13 protein-coding genes and 5 tRNA genes are annotated in these 15,317 nt (G+C 65.0%); 3 read left to right on the top strand and 15 right to left on the bottom strand.

Going from position 1 to position 15,317, the window contains the following annotated elements; all coding sequences use genetic code 11:
- Nucleotides 1–90 precede the first annotated feature (90 nt).
- Nucleotides 91–345 (bottom strand): hypothetical protein, encoded by a 255-nt coding sequence (locus ABE463_RS13250; protein WP_259261167.1) that lies wholly within the window; start codon nt 343–345, stop codon nt 91–93.
- 503 nt (nt 346–848) lie between these two features.
- A tRNA-Ser gene (locus tag ABE463_RS13245) sits at nt 849–939 on the bottom strand.
- 165 nt (nt 940–1,104) lie between these two features.
- Here ABE463_RS13245 and ABE463_RS13240 point away from each other — a divergent pair.
- Entirely contained in the window at nt 1,105–1,809 is a 705-nt protein-coding gene (locus ABE463_RS13240) for a protein phosphatase 2C domain-containing protein (RefSeq protein WP_176990741.1), read from the top strand.
- A gap of 48 nt (nt 1,810–1,857) precedes the next feature.
- Here the strand turns inward: ABE463_RS13240 and dnaQ are convergent, their stop codons facing one another.
- Genes dnaQ through ABE463_RS13225 form a run of 3 tightly spaced genes read right to left on the bottom strand, consistent with a single transcriptional unit; the run spans nt 1,858 to nt 3,702 of the window.
- The gene (gene dnaQ / locus ABE463_RS13235) at nt 1,858–2,589 is read right to left on the bottom strand and encodes a DNA polymerase III subunit epsilon (RefSeq protein ID WP_346468485.1); all 732 of its coding nucleotides are present in this window, start codon (nt 2,587–2,589) and stop codon (nt 1,858–1,860) included.
- Between the two features lie 4 nt (nt 2,590–2,593).
- Nucleotides 2,594–3,046: a ribonuclease HI gene (gene rnhA / locus ABE463_RS13230; protein WP_121042991.1), complete on the bottom strand. Its 453-nt coding sequence runs from the start codon at nt 3,044–3,046 to the stop codon at nt 2,594–2,596.
- An 11-nt stretch (nt 3,047–3,057) separates the two neighbouring features.
- A complete protein-coding gene (locus ABE463_RS13225; protein ID WP_346468484.1) occupies nt 3,058–3,702 on the bottom strand; it encodes a class I SAM-dependent methyltransferase in 645 nt (214 codons plus the stop codon).
- 11 nt (nt 3,703–3,713) lie between these two features.
- Here ABE463_RS13225 and gloB point away from each other — a divergent pair, with 11 nt between their 5' ends.
- Entirely contained in the window at nt 3,714–4,481 is a 768-nt protein-coding gene (gloB, locus tag ABE463_RS13220) for a hydroxyacylglutathione hydrolase (protein ID WP_346468483.1), read from the top strand.
- Complete coding sequence (locus tag ABE463_RS13215) at nt 4,478–5,692, top strand: transglycosylase SLT domain-containing protein (protein WP_346468482.1); 1,215 nt, start codon at nt 4,478–4,480, stop codon at nt 5,690–5,692. Before gloB ends, ABE463_RS13215 begins: the two co-directional genes overlap by 4 nt.
- Before the next feature lie 117 nt (nt 5,693–5,809).
- Here the strand turns inward: ABE463_RS13215 and ABE463_RS13210 are convergent, their stop codons facing one another.
- From ABE463_RS13210 to ABE463_RS13165, 10 genes are all read right to left on the bottom strand, one after another.
- Complete coding sequence (locus ABE463_RS13210; RefSeq protein ID WP_346468481.1) at nt 5,810–7,783, bottom strand: peptidyl-prolyl cis-trans isomerase; 1,974 nt, start codon at nt 7,781–7,783, stop codon at nt 5,810–5,812.
- Nucleotides 7,784–7,994: 211 nt separating this feature from the next.
- Nucleotides 7,995–8,071 (bottom strand) — tRNA-Asp (locus ABE463_RS13205).
- Nucleotides 8,072–8,099: 28 nt separating this feature from the next.
- Nucleotides 8,100–8,174 (bottom strand) — tRNA-Val (locus ABE463_RS13200).
- An 11-nt stretch (nt 8,175–8,185) separates the two neighbouring features.
- Nucleotides 8,186–8,458 (bottom strand): HU family DNA-binding protein, encoded by a 273-nt coding sequence (locus tag ABE463_RS13195; protein ID WP_019185801.1) that lies wholly within the window; start codon nt 8,456–8,458, stop codon nt 8,186–8,188.
- A gap of 207 nt (nt 8,459–8,665) precedes the next feature.
- Nucleotides 8,666–11,131 (bottom strand): endopeptidase La, encoded by a 2,466-nt coding sequence (lon, locus tag ABE463_RS13190; protein ID WP_259261159.1) that lies wholly within the window; start codon nt 11,129–11,131, stop codon nt 8,666–8,668.
- Nucleotides 11,132–11,273: 142 nt separating this feature from the next.
- A complete protein-coding gene (gene clpX, locus ABE463_RS13185; RefSeq protein WP_019185803.1) occupies nt 11,274–12,563 on the bottom strand; it encodes an ATP-dependent Clp protease ATP-binding subunit ClpX in 1,290 nt (429 codons plus the stop codon).
- A gap of 126 nt (nt 12,564–12,689) precedes the next feature.
- Nucleotides 12,690–13,316: an ATP-dependent Clp endopeptidase proteolytic subunit ClpP gene (gene clpP, locus ABE463_RS13180; protein ID WP_121042979.1), complete on the bottom strand. Its 627-nt coding sequence runs from the start codon at nt 13,314–13,316 to the stop codon at nt 12,690–12,692.
- A 66-nt stretch (nt 13,317–13,382) separates the two neighbouring features.
- Nucleotides 13,383–14,675: a trigger factor gene (gene tig / locus ABE463_RS13175; RefSeq protein ID WP_259261157.1), complete on the bottom strand. Its 1,293-nt coding sequence runs from the start codon at nt 14,673–14,675 to the stop codon at nt 13,383–13,385.
- Between the two features lie 233 nt (nt 14,676–14,908).
- Nucleotides 14,909–14,993 (bottom strand) — tRNA-Leu (locus ABE463_RS13170).
- A 100-nt stretch (nt 14,994–15,093) separates the two neighbouring features.
- Nucleotides 15,094–15,169 (bottom strand) — tRNA-Lys (locus ABE463_RS13165).
- Between the last annotated feature and the right edge of the window lie 148 nt (nt 15,170–15,317).

Genomic DNA, 15,317 nt, shown 5'->3' with positions numbered 1-15,317 from the left:
GTGTTGAGGGCCTGAGCGCCGTCTTGGCGGGCGCTTTGGTTGAACGGGCCTCACCGATGAGGCCCGTTCGACAGGCTGTCAGCTCACGACTCAGGGAATATGGCACTGTGCCAAGCCGTAGAGGAGCACCCGGCCGCCAGGATTGGCCGTGTCGACAACCTCCACCACCACATGCTGCCCACCCATGGCACTGCAGATCACGCGAGCCTGGTTCTCCGCATCTTTACGTGCGTCCGAAAAATTGATGCCTTCGCCATAAACGTCGAACACTTCGACCGTGGCGGCTGCAGCCGCGCCAGTGAATGAAAGAAGTACAGCCGCTGCTGCAAACGTAAGCTTCCTCATTACATCCTCCTTGATGGGCCGGAACGCCCGAGTAGGACTATTAGCACACCTCTGATCAACCGTTCTGAGGACGGAGTTGCAGATTTGGCTGCTGGCGAGACCAGTGTGAGCGGCGGTCGGTGACGGCAATGGGGGCTCCGGAAGCAGGGGGGCCGCTTCATTGGGATTGCTGGGTGCATCCATACACCCAGCCCTTCCGCGCTGCGCGCTCCAGGGCCGCGCCGCCTGAAATTGGATACGCCGTTGAGATGAACGCGTCGCCACGCGCCCGGGTATGTCGGTGATGACGCTTGGGGCTCCGGAAGCAGGGTGGCCGCTTCATTGTGATTGCTGGGTGCATCCATGCACCCAGCCCTTCCGCGCTTGCGCGCTCCAGGGCCAGACGTTCGTCTGTCCGGATCTGCTCCTGCAGATCCGTCGAACCCCGGCGCGCCTTCGCTTCATCCCCCTCTCCGCCAGACACGCAAAAAAGGCCACCCATTGGGCAGCCTTTTTTGCGTATCTGGCGGAGAGGGGGGGATTCGAACCCCCGAGGCGCTATAAACGCCTGCCTGATTTCGAGTCAGGTACATTCAACCGCTCTGCCACCTCTCCAGATGGTCCCGGCGAACCGGGACGCGAATGATACGGGCAGGACGCGCTGGCGACAAGTCATTGCGTGCAAAGAAGTGAATTTCTTCTGTATGGATGCCTTGCCGGATGTCCGGCGGGCCGCGATCATGCCGTTATCCCTCGCAATCCTCACCGGCACGCGCCTTCATGATCGAATTCGGACACCTGACCCACCCCGGCCTGCGCCGTGACCTCAATGAGGATACGTATTACGGGGATGGCGAACTGGCGCTGTGGCTGGTCGCCGATGGCATGGGCGGGCACGCCTGCGGTGAGGTGGCCAGCGCGCTGGCGCGCGAGACCATCGTGCGCGAGATCCGCCGCGGGGCGACGCTGGCGCATGCGATCCGCATCGCCGATGAGGAAATCATCCGCACCTCGCGCCGCCGCAACGACAGCCTGCCGATGGGCACTACCGTGGTGGCGGCCCGTGTGCAGGGCAATCGGTATGAGGTGGCGTGGGTCGGCGACAGCCGCGCGTACCTGTGGCGCGACGGCACGCTGGCCCAGCTCAGCCAGGATCACAGCGTGGTCCAGGAACTGGTCGCGCAGGGCAATCTGACCGCCGAGCAGGCCCGTGCGCATCCGCACCGCAATGTGGTGACCCAGGCGCTGGGGGTGACCGATCCGGCACATCTGAATGTGGCGACCACCACCGGCGAGCTGCGCCCGGGCATGCAGCTGCTGCTGTGCAGTGACGGCCTGACCGAAGAGGTCGAGGACAAGGGCATCGCGCGTACCCTCGCCTTCGACGATGCCAGTGCGCAGGAATGCGTGGATACGCTGGTCGCCGCCGCGCTGGACGGCGGCGGCTCGGACAACATCACCGTGATTCTGGTGCGATGCCACTGAGGCAGGCATCCCCACCAACGGTCGGGATATACCGCCGGGGTCGGGCCGTCAGGCGCTGACCGCTTCCGCCGCCTCGGGTTCACCATCCCAGATCGCGCGGCCGGCCTTCTTGCGCAGCTTGGCCAGGCGCGCTTCGTGCGCTTCCCGCTCCGAGGCGGTGGCGACCACGCGCGGGCGCGGCAGCAGGCGCGAGGTGTCGAAGGTCTGCGCGTGGGCGCTGCCGGTTTTCTGGTCATCGGCCGAGCCAAAGCCGATTTCTTCCTGGCCCGAGGTCAGCGCGATGTACACATCGCCCAGGATCTGCGCATCGAGCAGGCCGCCGTGCAGCTGGCGGTGGGCGTTGTCCACGCCCAGGCGCCGGCACAGTGCATCCAGCGAGTTGCGCTGGCCGGGGAAGCGCTCACGCGCCATCTTCAGCGTATCGATCACCGTGCAGCGGTCGGTGATCTTGCCGTAGTGGTCGCCCAGCAGCGACAGCTCGTTGTCCAGGAAGCCCAGATCGAACGCCGCGTTGTGGATGATCAGCTCAGCGCCGTCGATGTAGGCGAGGAAGTCGTCGACGACCTGGGCGAAGGCCGGCTTGTCGGCCAGGAACTCCAGGGTCAGGCCGGTGACTTCCTGCGCGCCCTGTTCGAACTCACAGTCCGGCTTGAGGTACTGGTGGTAGTTGTTGCCACTGGGGCGGCGCTCGAGCAGTTCCACACAGCCGATTTCGACGACGCGGTTGCCCTTCCGCCATTCCAGGCCGGTGGTTTCGGTATCAAGGATGATCTGACGCATGGGCTCAGTGTACCGGGCCGGCGGCGCGGATCCGGATCGCGGCGTCGCGCGCCAGCTGATCCACGCGCTCGTTGTCCGGGTCGCCGGAATGGCCCTTGACCCAGCGCCAATCGATGGTGTGCTTGAGCGTGGCCGCGTGCAGGCGCTCCCACAGCTCGCGGTTCTTGACCGGCGAGCCGCCGGCGGTTTTCCAGTTCTTGCGGATCCAGCCGGGCATCCATTCGGTCAGGCCCTGGCGCACGTACTGCGAATCGGTGAACAACACGATGTTGCACGGCTCGGTGAGGGCTTCCAGTCCCGAGATGGCCGCCATCAGCTCCATGCGGTTGTTGGTGGTATGCGCTTCGCCACCGCTCAGTTCGCGCTCGTGCGCGTTGTAGCGCAGCAACGCCGCCCAGCCGCCGGGGCCGGGATTGCCGAGGCAGGAACCGTCGGTGTGGATTTCTATCGTCTTCATTCCATTCCAGATCAGGTGGCAACCGTGCCGTGCCAACGTGGCACGGCCACGGGCGTCGGTCCCGGCAATGCCAGAGTGCGTTTTTCAGCGGTGAACAGACAGGCGGCCCGCAGCGGGGCCAGATCGCGCCGGCCCGGCGAGCGGTTGCGCCACATCGGGCCGAGGTAGTGCAGGTCCTCGCAGCTCAGGCCAGCCTGCGTGAGGGTGTGGCGCAGCCGCTGCGGGCTGCGCACGACCAGCCCGTGATGCCGCCACTGGCGACGGTACGGGCTGAACGGGTTGAGGGTGGACAGCCACAGCCGGCCCCCGGGCATCAGCACGCGCGCGCACTCGGCGATCAGCTGCTCGGCGTCACGGGCAGTGACGTGCTGCAGCACGATGGCATTGACGCTCTCGTCCGGCAGCGGAAGCGGCAGGGCGCACTGGACATCGCCGGCATACTCGGCGCGCTGGCGGTACAGGCGCAGGCCGCGGCCCGGCAAGTCCACGCTTTCCAGCCAGCCAGGCGTCGGCGCCACCCACAGCCACGGGTTCACCGGGCGCTCGGCGAGCAGGCTGCGCAACCGCTCCGATTCCAGACGGCACAACGCTTGTGCCGGTTCAGTATCAAACCAGGATGCGACTGTCGCTTGACGGGGGCTCAACGCGGGGGGCATGGTCCAATTCTATGCGACTGACCGCCCTACCCGCGTTTGCGGACAATTACATCTGGGCGCTGGTCGCCGACGACGGCCGCGCCGTGGTCATTGACCCCGGCCAGGCCGCCCCCGTTCTGGTTGCCGCAGCGCAGCAGGGATGGGTTCCGCACAGCATTCTGCTGACCCATCACCACGACGACCACATCGGCGGCGTGGCCGAACTGCAGGCCCATTTCCCGGCGGTGGAGGTCTACGCACCGGTCGAACCGCGCATTGCGGTCCCGGCGCACCGGGTGGGCGAAGGTGAACACGTTCAGGCACTGGGCCTCGGGTTCCACGTAGTATCCGTGCCCGGGCACACCCGGAGCCATATCGCGTTTCACACCGCTGAACATCTTTTCAGTGGCGATTCGCTGTTCAGCCTGGGCTGTGGGCGCATGTTCGAAGGTACGCCTCCCCAACTTCTGGCATCCCTGCGGAAGCTGGCGTCCCTGCCAGCGCAACTGATGGTCTGTTGCGCCCACGAGTACACCCTGTCCAATGCCGTCTTCGCGCGGCATGTAGACCCCACCAACGCTGCGCTGTCGCAGCGCCATGAGGAGGCCTTGGCCATGCGCCGCGATGACCTGCCCACGCTGCCGGTTTCACTGGCAAGCGAGCTGGAATGCAATCCGTTCCTGCGTACGAACACCCCCGCCGTCCAGGCGGCTGTCAGCGCCCATCTCGGGCGTCCCGTTACCGATGAAGTCGATGTTGTCGCAGGCCTGCGGCACTGGAAAGACGGATTTCGAACATGAGTCGGCGATTGTTGCCGCTCGCGCTTGGCCTGGCGATCGCCGTGGCCGGCAGCGCGGGCGCCCAGTCGTTGACCGCCGGCATGTCGCAGAACGTGGCCGGCCTGTCCTCCCTTCCCCTGACCGCTGCGGCCCTGCCGCCGGCCTCGGTGCGCAACGGGCAGGAGATCTTTGCCAGCTTCCGCGATGGTCTGGCCGAACCTACCTGCGACGCCGAGGCGACCAGCCCGCGTTGGCAGAAGCAGTTCGCCCATGCCCCCTCTCGGCTGGCCAACCAGGACGATGACGCGCTGGTGCTGTTCGGCTATGTGGTCGAAGAGCTGCGCAACTCCAATCTGCCGACCGAATTCGCGCTGATTCCCTTCGTGGAAAGTGGCTACCGGCCCAACGCCCGCAATGGCAGCGGCCCGGCCGGTCTGTGGCAGTTCATCGCCACCACCGCCAAGAACCACCGCGTGCAGATGACCCCGGGCTATGACGGCCGCCTCTCTGCCGTGGATTCCACCCAGGCCGCGGTGCGCTACCTCAAGACCCTGCATGGCATGTTCGGCGGCGACTGGCGCTTGGCGACGATGGCCTACAACGCCGGCGAGTACCGGGTGCTGCAGTCGCTGCGCAAGGCGGGCATGAACGCGCAGAACGCGCGGCCGGCCGAGTTGCCGGGGCTGTCGCCGGTCACCTATGCCTATGTCGAGAAGCTGCATGCGCTGGCCTGCGTCCTGGAAGACGCGGAAACCGAGCCGGCGGTGATGGCCTCGCTGGACCGCACCGTGCCGGTGCTGAAGGGCCACACCCTGCCGGCCGGCACCAGCGTCCAGCAGTGGGCCCAGCAGCGCGCACTGGACCCCGCCCGGATCGCCCGCCTCAATCCGGCCCTGGCCAGCGGCAAAGGCCGCCCGAGCGGCCAGGTGACGGTTCTGGCCCCTACCGCGCACGCCCCGGTGAATGCCAGTGCCAGCGTGGCCGCCCTTGCGGTGGCGCCGAGCGCACCGGCCGACACCACGGCGGCGCGTACAGCGCCCGGCCCGGTGACCACCCGTACCGTGGCCAGCGCGGACCGCCCGCGCAGCCGCCGCCACACCGTGCGCGATGGCGAGTCGCCCTGGACCATCGCCCGCCGCTACGGCATGCCGCTGAAGGCGCTGCTGTCGCTCAATGGGCTCAGTGGCAGCAGTGTGCTCAAGCCGGGAGCGGTGCTGCGCGTCGAAGACTGACTCCGCGTCCGCATTGCAGGTGACGACACTGCCCGGTTCTGCCGGGCAGTGTCGTTTTCAACAACAAACAGCCCGGCATTGCCGGGCTGTTTGTTTTCCTGCAGAAGCCGACCCCCGTTAGAGGTTGGCTTCTTCGGTCTGCACCTTGAAGTGCTTGCGCATCGCTTCGACGTAGGCCTTGGCGGCGGCCATGCCGTCGATCTGGCTCAGCTGCTCCTTGAGCTGCTGCTGCTGGGCGGCATCTACTTCGGCCACGTTGCCCGGCGTGACCTTGCTGACCGCGTAGATCACGTAGCGGCCCTGCACGGCGACCTTGCCGTAGCTGGGCTTGCCTTCGGCCGGCAGCGGCGCGCTGAACACCGCGCGGTTGATTTCCGGGGTCGGCACCGGCTGGGTGCGCGGCAGGCCCGGCAGCGGGCTGATCTGCAGCTGGTCACTGGTCGCCAGCGCCTGCAGGGTCTGCCCGGCCTTCAGCTTGGCCAGCACGGCGTCCACGGCCTTCTCGGAAGCCTGGCGGGTGCGGTCGGCATGGATCGCAGCGATGACCTGCTCACGGGCCTTGGCCAGCGGCAGTGCCTGCTCCGGGCTGTGCTCGGTCACGCGGATCATCACGTTGTGGTTCGGGCCCAGGTCGATCGGGTCGCTCACCGTGCCATCCTGGGTCAGGATGTCGGAGAACGCCGCACGCAGCACGGCCGGGTTGGCCGCGATGCCACTGGCGGTGGCGCGGGTGAACGGACCGATCGTCTGCACCGGCAGGCTCATGTCTTTGGCCGGGCCTTCCAGCGAGGTCGGGTTCTTGTAGACCAGATCCACCAGGCGGCCACTCAGTTCAGTGAACACGCGATCGGTATCGGCCTTGAGCTGTTCGGCAGCCAGCTGGTCACGCACGTCCTCGAACGCGCGGCCTTCGCCCCCCTTGGTCTCGCGCAGCTTGAGCACGTGGTAGCCGAACTCGGTCTTCACCGGCCCAACCACTTCGCCCGTCTTCATGGCGAACAGCGCGTCTTCGAACGGCTTCACCATCGCGCCGTGTTCCACCCAGCCCAGGTCGCCGCCGGTGTCCTTGGAACCCGGATCTTCCGAGTTGGCCTTGGCCAGCGCGGCGAAATCGGCACCCGGCGCCTTGGCTTCCGCGGCAATGCGCGTGGCCTTTTCTTCGGCCGCCTTCAGCTTGGCCGGATCGCTGCCATCGGCGGTGATCAGGATGTGCGAGGCCAGACGCTGTTCCGGCGTGGCGAAGCGTGCCTTCTCATCCTGGTAGCGCTTGCGCAGGGTGGCTTCGTCTGCCGCCGCCGGCGCCGGCAGGTTCGCGCCGTTGATCTCGACGTACTCCAGCGACACGGTTTCCGGCTGGCGGAAATCCTTGGTGTGGCTGTCGTACCACTGCTTGATCTGTGCGTCGGTCACTTCGGCGGTATCGGCCGGCGTTTCCGGCAGCGCGGCCAGCTCCACGTCACGCGTTTCACCGAGCAGCTTCATCAGGCGCTCGGCCTCGCTCTGGGTGGTGAACCCCGAACGCTGCAGGGCCGATGGGATGATCGACTGCTGGATGCTCTCGCGCACCAGCGCTTCGAACTGCGTCGGCGTGCGCGGCGGATTACCGCTGGCCAGCGCGATGCGGTAATTGTCCTGGTTGAACTTGCCGTCCGCATCCAGGAAGGCCGGGATCGAGGCAATGTACTCGCGCACGGCACCATCGCCGATCACGATGCCGGACTGTTCGCCAGCCAGGCGCACGACCTGCTCATCGATCATCTGATCGAGCACGGCCAGCTTGCTTTCGGTGCTTTCGAACTGGCGCGGATCGAAATCCTCACCCTGTTCCTGGCGTGCCTGCTGGCGCGCCTGCTCGAAGCGCACGCGGAAATCGTTGGAGCTGATTTCATGGTGCTGCCACAGGAACGAGACCGGCCACCACGACGGGGCGGATTTCCACCAGGTCGGCGGGGCGGCCACTTTGGCCACGTTCTGCGAGCCGACGCCACCGAGGTAGCTGGAGTCGATCACGAACAGGAACGGAATCATCAGCAGCCCCAGGATCACGGTAACGATCCAGCCCGAGGTCTTGTCGCGAAGTTTCTGCAGCATGGGAAAAATCAAGGCCTGATTGGCGAGCCCGGCAGTGTAACCCGCTTCGCGGCAGGCTCCAAAAGTGCCCGCATCAACCGCCCCGGCCCGATCCACATGGGCCGCGCCCGGTCATTGCAGCCGGCTGGCCGTCAGCAGCGCCCCATTGATCGACCCGCTGAATTGGAAACAAAAAAAAGCCCTTGGTTTTCACCAAGGGCTCTTCAAAGATTGGCGGAGCGGACGGGACTTGAACCCGCGACCTCCGGCGTGACAGGCCAGCATTCTAACCAGCTGAACTACCGCTCCACATTTCAAAACTTTTACTGGCAGTGCCTGGTGGGTGCTGAGGGTTTCGAACCCCCGACCCTCTCCGTGTAAAGGAGACGCTCTACCGCTGAGCTAAGCACCCCAGCAAGCCGCTTAGTTTACGGCATCCTTCAGGGCTTTGCCAGCCTTGAACGACGGATTCTTCGACGCAGCGATCTTGATGGTGTCGCCGGTCTTCGGGTTGCGGCCGGTACGGGCAGCGCGGTCGCGGACCTGGAACGTGCCGAAGCCCACCAGCGTCACCGCGTCACCGCCCTTCAGGGCCTTGGTGACGGAAGCGATGACGGCATCAACGGCGCGGCTGGACTCGGCCTTGGTCAGGTCAGCGGCTTCAGCAACGGCGTCGATCAATTCGGTCTTGTTCATTCTCTACAGCTCCTTTGGCGGGGATTCCGCGGATTCAACATTGAGACACCCGAGGACGATACGCCGCCGGATGCCAGTGAAGTTCTCTGTTCGCCGAATTCAGCATGACGCTGACTCACGAGTGGTGCTTTTATACCAGTGCCCCCCTACCCGCGCAAGCTGAAAAGCCAATAACGACGCGGGTTTCGGGCACTTGGACAGCGCGCGTCAATGCTTGACGCGCGTGGTGGAAGCTGTCTTGGACTTGCCACGTACCGTGACACGCTGCCCATCTTTCTTGGGCTTCGGTGCGGTCAGCGGCGTCTCCAGGGCCAGGTCGAGCACTTCCTCGATCCACTTCACCGGCACGATCTTCAGATCACGGGTGACATTGGCGGGGATATCGGCCAGATCCTTGCGGTTCTCCTCGGGGATGATGACCGTGGTGATGCCGCCACGCAGCGCCGCCAGCAGCTTCTCCTTGAGGCCGCCAATGGCGGTGACGCGACCGCGCAGGGTGATCTCGCCGGTCATCGCCACTTCGGCCCGGATCGGCACCTTGGTCAGCGTGGACACCAGCGAGGTGACCATGGCGATGCCCGCGCTGGGGCCATCCTTCGGGGTGGCGCCATCGGGTACGTGCACGTGCACGTCGTGCTTCTGCAGGAACTCGTTGTCGATGCCCAGCCGCTCGGCACGCGAACGCACCACCGACAGGGCCGCCGAGGCGGATTCCTTCATCACGTTGCCGAGCTGGCCGGTCAGGATCAGCTGGCCCTTGCCCGGGACGAGTGTGGATTCAATCTGCAGCAGATCGCCGCCGACTTCCGTCCAGGCCAGGCCGGTGACCAGGCCCACTTCGTTCTGCTCTTCGGCACGGCCGAAATCGACGCGGCGCACGCCCAGGTACTTGTCCAGGTTCTTGCCGTTGACCACCACCAGCGCCTTCTTCTTCGCACTGGTCTTCTTGGTGGCCTTGGCCGGCTTGGCCGGTGCGACCGGACCGGCGAGCGCGATCTCCTTGACTACCTTGCGGCAGATCTTGGCGACTTCGCGCTCGAGGTTGCGCACGCCGGATTCGCGCGTGTAATAGCGCACGATGTCCTGGATCGCGTCGGCCTCGATCTCCAGCTCTTCCGGCTTCAGGCCATTGGCCTTGATCTGCTTGGGCACCAGGTAGCGCATGGCGATGTTGAGCTTCTCATCCTCGGTGTAGCCGGGGATGCGGATCACCTCCATACGGTCCAGCAGCGGGCCGGGGATGTTGAGCGAATTGGAGGTCGCCACGAACATCACTTCGGACAGGTCCAGGTCCACTTCCAGGTAGTGATCGTTGAACGCGTTGTTCTGCTCCGGATCGAGCACTTCCAGCAGCGCCGACGACGGATCGCCCCGGAAGTCCATCGACATCTTGTCGATCTCATCGAGCACGAACAGCGGGTTCTTGCTGCCGACCTTGTTGAGGTTCTGCACGATGCGGCCCGGCATGGAGCCGACGTAGGTACGACGGTGCCCGCGGATCTCGGCCTCGTCGCGCACGCCGCCCAGACTCATGCGCACGAACTTGCGGTTGGTCGCCTTGGCGATGGACTGGCCCAGCGAGGTCTTGCCCACGCCGGGCGGGCCGACCAGGCACAGGATCGGGCCCTTCATCTGCTTCACGCGCGACTGCACCGCCAGGTATTCCAGGATGCGGTCCTTGACCTTGTCCAGACCGAAGTGATCGGCATCCAGCGTGTCCTGTGCGGCCTTGAGGTCCTTGCGGACCTTGCTGCGCTTCTTCCACGGCACGCCCAGCAGCCAATCCAGGTAGTTGCGCACGACGGCAGCCTCGGCCGACATCGGCGACATCTGCTTGAGCTTGTTGAGCTCGGCCTTGGCCTTGGTCTCCACCGGCTTGGGCATGCCCGCCTCGGCGATCTTGCGGGCCAGCTCGTCCATCTCGCCGGGCGCGTCATCCAGGTCACCCAGTTCTTTCTGGATGGCCTTCATCTGCTCGTTGAGGTAGTACTCGCGCTGGCTCTTCTCCATCTGCGACTTCACGCGGCCGCGGATGCGCTTTTCCATCTGCTGCACGTCGATCTCGCCATCGACCAGGCCGACCAGCATTTCCAGGCGGTCGCCGATCTGCAGCGTTTCCAGCAGGCGCTGCTTGTCGGCCAGGCGCACGCTGATGTGCGCGGCGATGGTATCGGCCAGGCGCGCCGGCTCATCGATGCCGGCCAGGGTCTGCAGCAGCTCCGGCGGCAGCTTGCGGTTGGTTTTGACGTACTGTTCGAACAGCGACATCAGCGAACGGGCGATCGCCTCGATCTCGCGCGGCTCGCGCGATTCGTCCGATTCGATTTCCATGCCCACGCCGTGCAGCGAGCCATCGCGCTCGGTCACGTCGGTGACGTTGACGCGCGACAGGCCTTCGACCAGCACCTTGATGGTGCCATCGGGCAGCTTCAGCAGCTGCAACACCTGGGCGAGCGTGCCGACCTGGTACAGATCGGCGGCGGACGGATCATCCGTCTCGGCGGACTTCTGCGCGAGCAGCAGGATGCGCTTGTCCGCCTCCATCGCCTGCTCCAGCGCATGCATGGACTTGTCACGGCCGACGAACAGCGGAATGACCATGTGCGGGAACACCACCACGTCACGCAGCGGCAGTACCGGCAGGTCGAGAGTCTCAGTTGGGGAACGGGCCATGTGGGCTCCAGTGGAACAGTGGGGATGGCCTCCGGGCGCCTCGCCCGGATACAAAAAAAGCCGATGGCCTCGTTATGGGGCCATCGGCTTCTAGATGCAAGCTGTTCTGAAAAAATTCTATCAATTCAATTACTTGAACTGATTATTCAGCGCCAGCCGCCTTCTGTTCAGGCGCCGGTGGCGTCTGGTAGATCAGGTACGGTTCGGACTTGTGTTCGATCACCGATTCGTCCACTACCACCTTGCTGACGTTCTCTGCCGAGGGCAGGTCATACATGGTGTCCAGCAGGACCGATTCGACGATCGTACGCAGGCCACGGGCACCGGTCTTGCGCTTGAGCGCCTTGCGGGCAATGGCGGCCAGTGCGTCCGGACGGAACTCCAGCTCGACGTGTTCCATCTCGAACAGCTTCTTGAACTGCTTGGTGATGGCGTTCTTCGGCTCGGTGAGGATGCGCACCAGGGCGGCCTCGTCCAGCTCTTCCAGCGTCGCCACGACCGGCAGGCGGCCGACGAACTCCGGAATCAGGCCGAACTTGATCAGATCTTCCGGCTCGACTTCGGCCAGGATCTTGCCCACTTCCTGCTTGCGCTCGGAACTCTTCACCTTGGCACCGAACCCGATGCCGCCCGAATCGTTCGAACGCTGCTGGATCACCTTGTCCAGGCCGGCAAACGCGCCGCCACAGATGAACAGGATGTTCTTGGTGTCCACCTGCAGGAATTCCTGCTGCGGGTGCTTGCGACCGCCCTGCGGCGGCACGCTGGCCACGGTGCCCTCGATCAGCTTCAGCAGGGCCTGCTGGACGCCTTCGCCGGACACATCGCGGGTGATCGACGGGTTCTCGCTCTTGCGCGAGATCTTGTCGATTTCATCGATGTAGACGATGCCCTGCTGTGCCTTCTCGACGTCGTAGTCGCACTTCTGCAGCAGCTTCTGGATGATGTTCTCCACGTCTTCGCCCACGTAACCGGCTTCGGTCAGCGTGGTGGCGTCGGCCATGGTGAACGGCACGTTGAGCAGGCGGGCCAGGGTCTCGGCCAGCAGCGTCTTGCCCGAACCGGTCGGACCGACCAGCAGGATGTTCGACTTCGCCAGTTCGACCTCGTCGTTCTTCTGGCGGCTCTCGATGCGCTTGTAGTGGTTGTATACGGCCACGGCCAGGGTCCGCTTGGCGCGGTTCTGCCCGATCACGTACTGGTCCAGGACTTCGAGGATCTCGCGCGGCTTGGGCAGCGAACTGCGGGCCGACTGCGCCTTCTCCTCCAGCTCCTCACGGATGATGTCGTTGCACAGCTCGACGCATTCATCGCAGATGAACACGCTCGGACCCGCAATCAGCTTGCGCACCTCATGCTGGCTCTTTCCGCAGAAAGAGCAGTAGAGGATCTTGCCGGTGTCCGTGGAACGACCTTGGCGGTCTTCGCTCATGCTTCGCTTACCCAGTTACCCCACCCGACTGAACGGGGGTTCGATTCGAGAATAGCACAGGGTCAGGAGGACGCCAGTCCTGCCCGACCCGGTGGAAACAAGCCGGTTTCCCGGCCTGGCACAACCTTACGCCGGCTGGATCGACTCTTCCGGGCGACGCTCCAGGACCTGGTCGACCAGGCCGTAGGCCACCGCATCGACCGCGCTCTTGAAGTTGTCACGCTCGGTATCCCGGGCGATGGTCTCCAGCGACTGGCCGGTGTGCTTGGCCAGCACTTCGTTCAGGCGCGAACGCAGGGTCAGGATTTCACGGGCATGGATGTCGATGTCCGTGGCCTGGCCCTGGAAGCCGCCCAGCGGCTGGTGGATCATCACGCGCGAGTTCGGCAGGGCATACCGCTTGCCAGCCGCGCCCGACGCCAGCAGCAGGGCGCCCATCGAGGCGGCCTGGCCGACGCAGATGGTGCTCACGTCCGGCTTGATGTACTGCATGGTGTCGTAGATCGCCATGCCGGCGGTGACCACGCCACCGGGCGAGTTGATGTAGATGCTGATGTCCTTTTCCGGGTTGTCCGCTTCCAGGAACAGCAGCTGCGCCACTACCACGTTGGCCATGTGATCGTCGATCGGGCCCACGAGGAAGATCAGACGCTCTTTCAACAAGCGCGAATAGATGTCATAGGCGCGCTCGCCGCGGCTGGTCTGTTCGACCACCATCGGAACCATGTTCAGGGCTGTGGTTCGGTTGTCCATTAGTGAGGCACCTATTTTGGGGGGAACGACCCCGCGCCAGGGCGCGGGGCGTAAAACGCGGGCCGCTTACTGGCGGATCGCGTCCTGGAACGACAGCTTCTCTTCGGTGTGCTGGGCGCGCTCGGCGATCCAATCGATCACCTGCTCTTCCATCACGCGATTCTGCAGCCCAGTCATCAGCTGGGGGTCATTGCGGTACATCTCAATGACCTGCTCCGGCTCTTCGTAGGTCGAGGCGATCAGGCGCATGGTTTCATTCAGGCGCTTCGGGTCCAGGCGCAGGTCATTCTTGCGCGCCACTTCGCCGACCAGCAGGCCGACCAGCACGCGCTTGGCAGCGGCGTCCTTGAAGCCTTCATGGGCGTCAGCCGGGACGTCGCCCGGGTTGCGGCCGCTGCGGCGGATCTGATCGATCTGCTGGGCCAGCATGGCGCGGGCTTCGTTCTCGACCAGGCGCGGCGGCATTTCGACCGAAGCGTAGGCGGCAATCAGCTGCTCGCCGACTTCGCGGCGCAGGCGGTTCATCAGGGCGCCCTTGAGCTCACGCTCCAGGTTGGCGCGGATGTCCTTGCGGAACTGCTCCACGTCGCCACCCTTCACGCCGAAGCTGGTGATGAAGTCGGCATCGACCTCCGGCAGCACCGGCGCGGACACGTCCACCGCCTTGACGGTGACCTTGACCTGCTTGCCGGCCAGCGCGGGCACGCGCCAATCGGCCGGAAACTCGACGTCCAGGGTCTTTTCTTCACCGGCGGTCAGACCGACCAGGCCCTGTTCGATCTGCTCGAACATCATGCCCTGGCCCACGATCACGCTGCCCTTTTCGGTGCCTTCGGCCGGCAGGCGCTCATCGCCGGCCTGCGACCAGGTTTCCAGGGCGACCAGATCGCCGTCCTGGGCGCCACGGGTGACCGGGCTCCAGCTGCGGCGCTGTTCGCGCAGGTTGGTGATCATCTGGTCGATGTCGGCGTCGTTGATCTCGGCGGTATGGCGGACCACGGTCAGCTTGCTGACGTCCACGTCGCCGAAGTCCGGCACCAGCTCGACGGTGGCCACGAAGGACAGCTCGCCCTCGCCCTTGTCGATGCGCGGGGTGCCGGCGATGCGCAGCTCGTGCTCGCGCAGGGCGGCATCGAAGGTCTCACGCAGCAGGCCGTCGACGGCTTCGCTGCGGACCTGCTGGCCGAAACGCTGCTCGATCACCTTGGCCGGCACCTTGCCCGGGCGGAAGCCCTTGATGCGCGTGGTGCGGGCGATTTCGCCCAGACGGCCGCTGATGTGCGTCTGCAGACGGTCTTCCGGCAGCGAGAAGGTCAGGCGGCGTTCCAGATTGCCAGTGGATTCGATCGAAGCTTGCATGTTGACTCCTGCCACCGGCGGCATGGGCCCCGGCACGATGTGATGGATGAAACGGGTTTTGGACGCGGGGTCGTGGACGCGCATGCCCGCCGCAGCCCTGTAGTTTCGCCGATAAATGCCAGCGCCGCCAGCGCGGGCCGAGAACGGTCGGGGCCGCCAGAGGCCCAGCATGTGGCCGTCTCCCCGATCGGGGACGTGCCCATGGTCATGGTGCGGGCGAAAACGCCCTGCACTGGTGCGAAAGGGGGGACTCGAACCCCCACGCCTTGCGGCACTGGAACCTAAATCCAGGGCGTCTACCAATTCCGCCACTTTCGCGAGTCTGAACACTCAGGCGCGCATTGTTGCAGGCCCGGACCCAAAGCTGAAGCGCTTTGACAAGAAAAAAGCCGCCTGGCGGACCAGGCGGCTTTCGTCTTGGTGGGCTGTCAAGGATTCGAACCTTGGACCTATTGATTAAGAGTCAACTGCTCTACCAACTGAGCTAACAGCCCGAAAATCGGGAGGCGAATTATGCAGGATTTCCTGCACGCGACGCAAGCGTTTTGTTTGAATGGAACGCGAATGTCGCCTGTAGGCGCGCAACGATCCGCCCGTTCAACGCAATGTCTCGAACAAGAAAAAAGCCACCGGGCGGACCAG

The sequence above is a fragment of the Stenotrophomonas sp. TWI819 genome, assembly GCF_039673075.1.
GTDB classification, from domain to species: domain Bacteria; phylum Pseudomonadota; class Gammaproteobacteria; order Xanthomonadales; family Xanthomonadaceae; genus Stenotrophomonas; species Stenotrophomonas rhizophila_B.
This window is presented reverse-complemented; position numbering and strand designations above follow the sequence as displayed.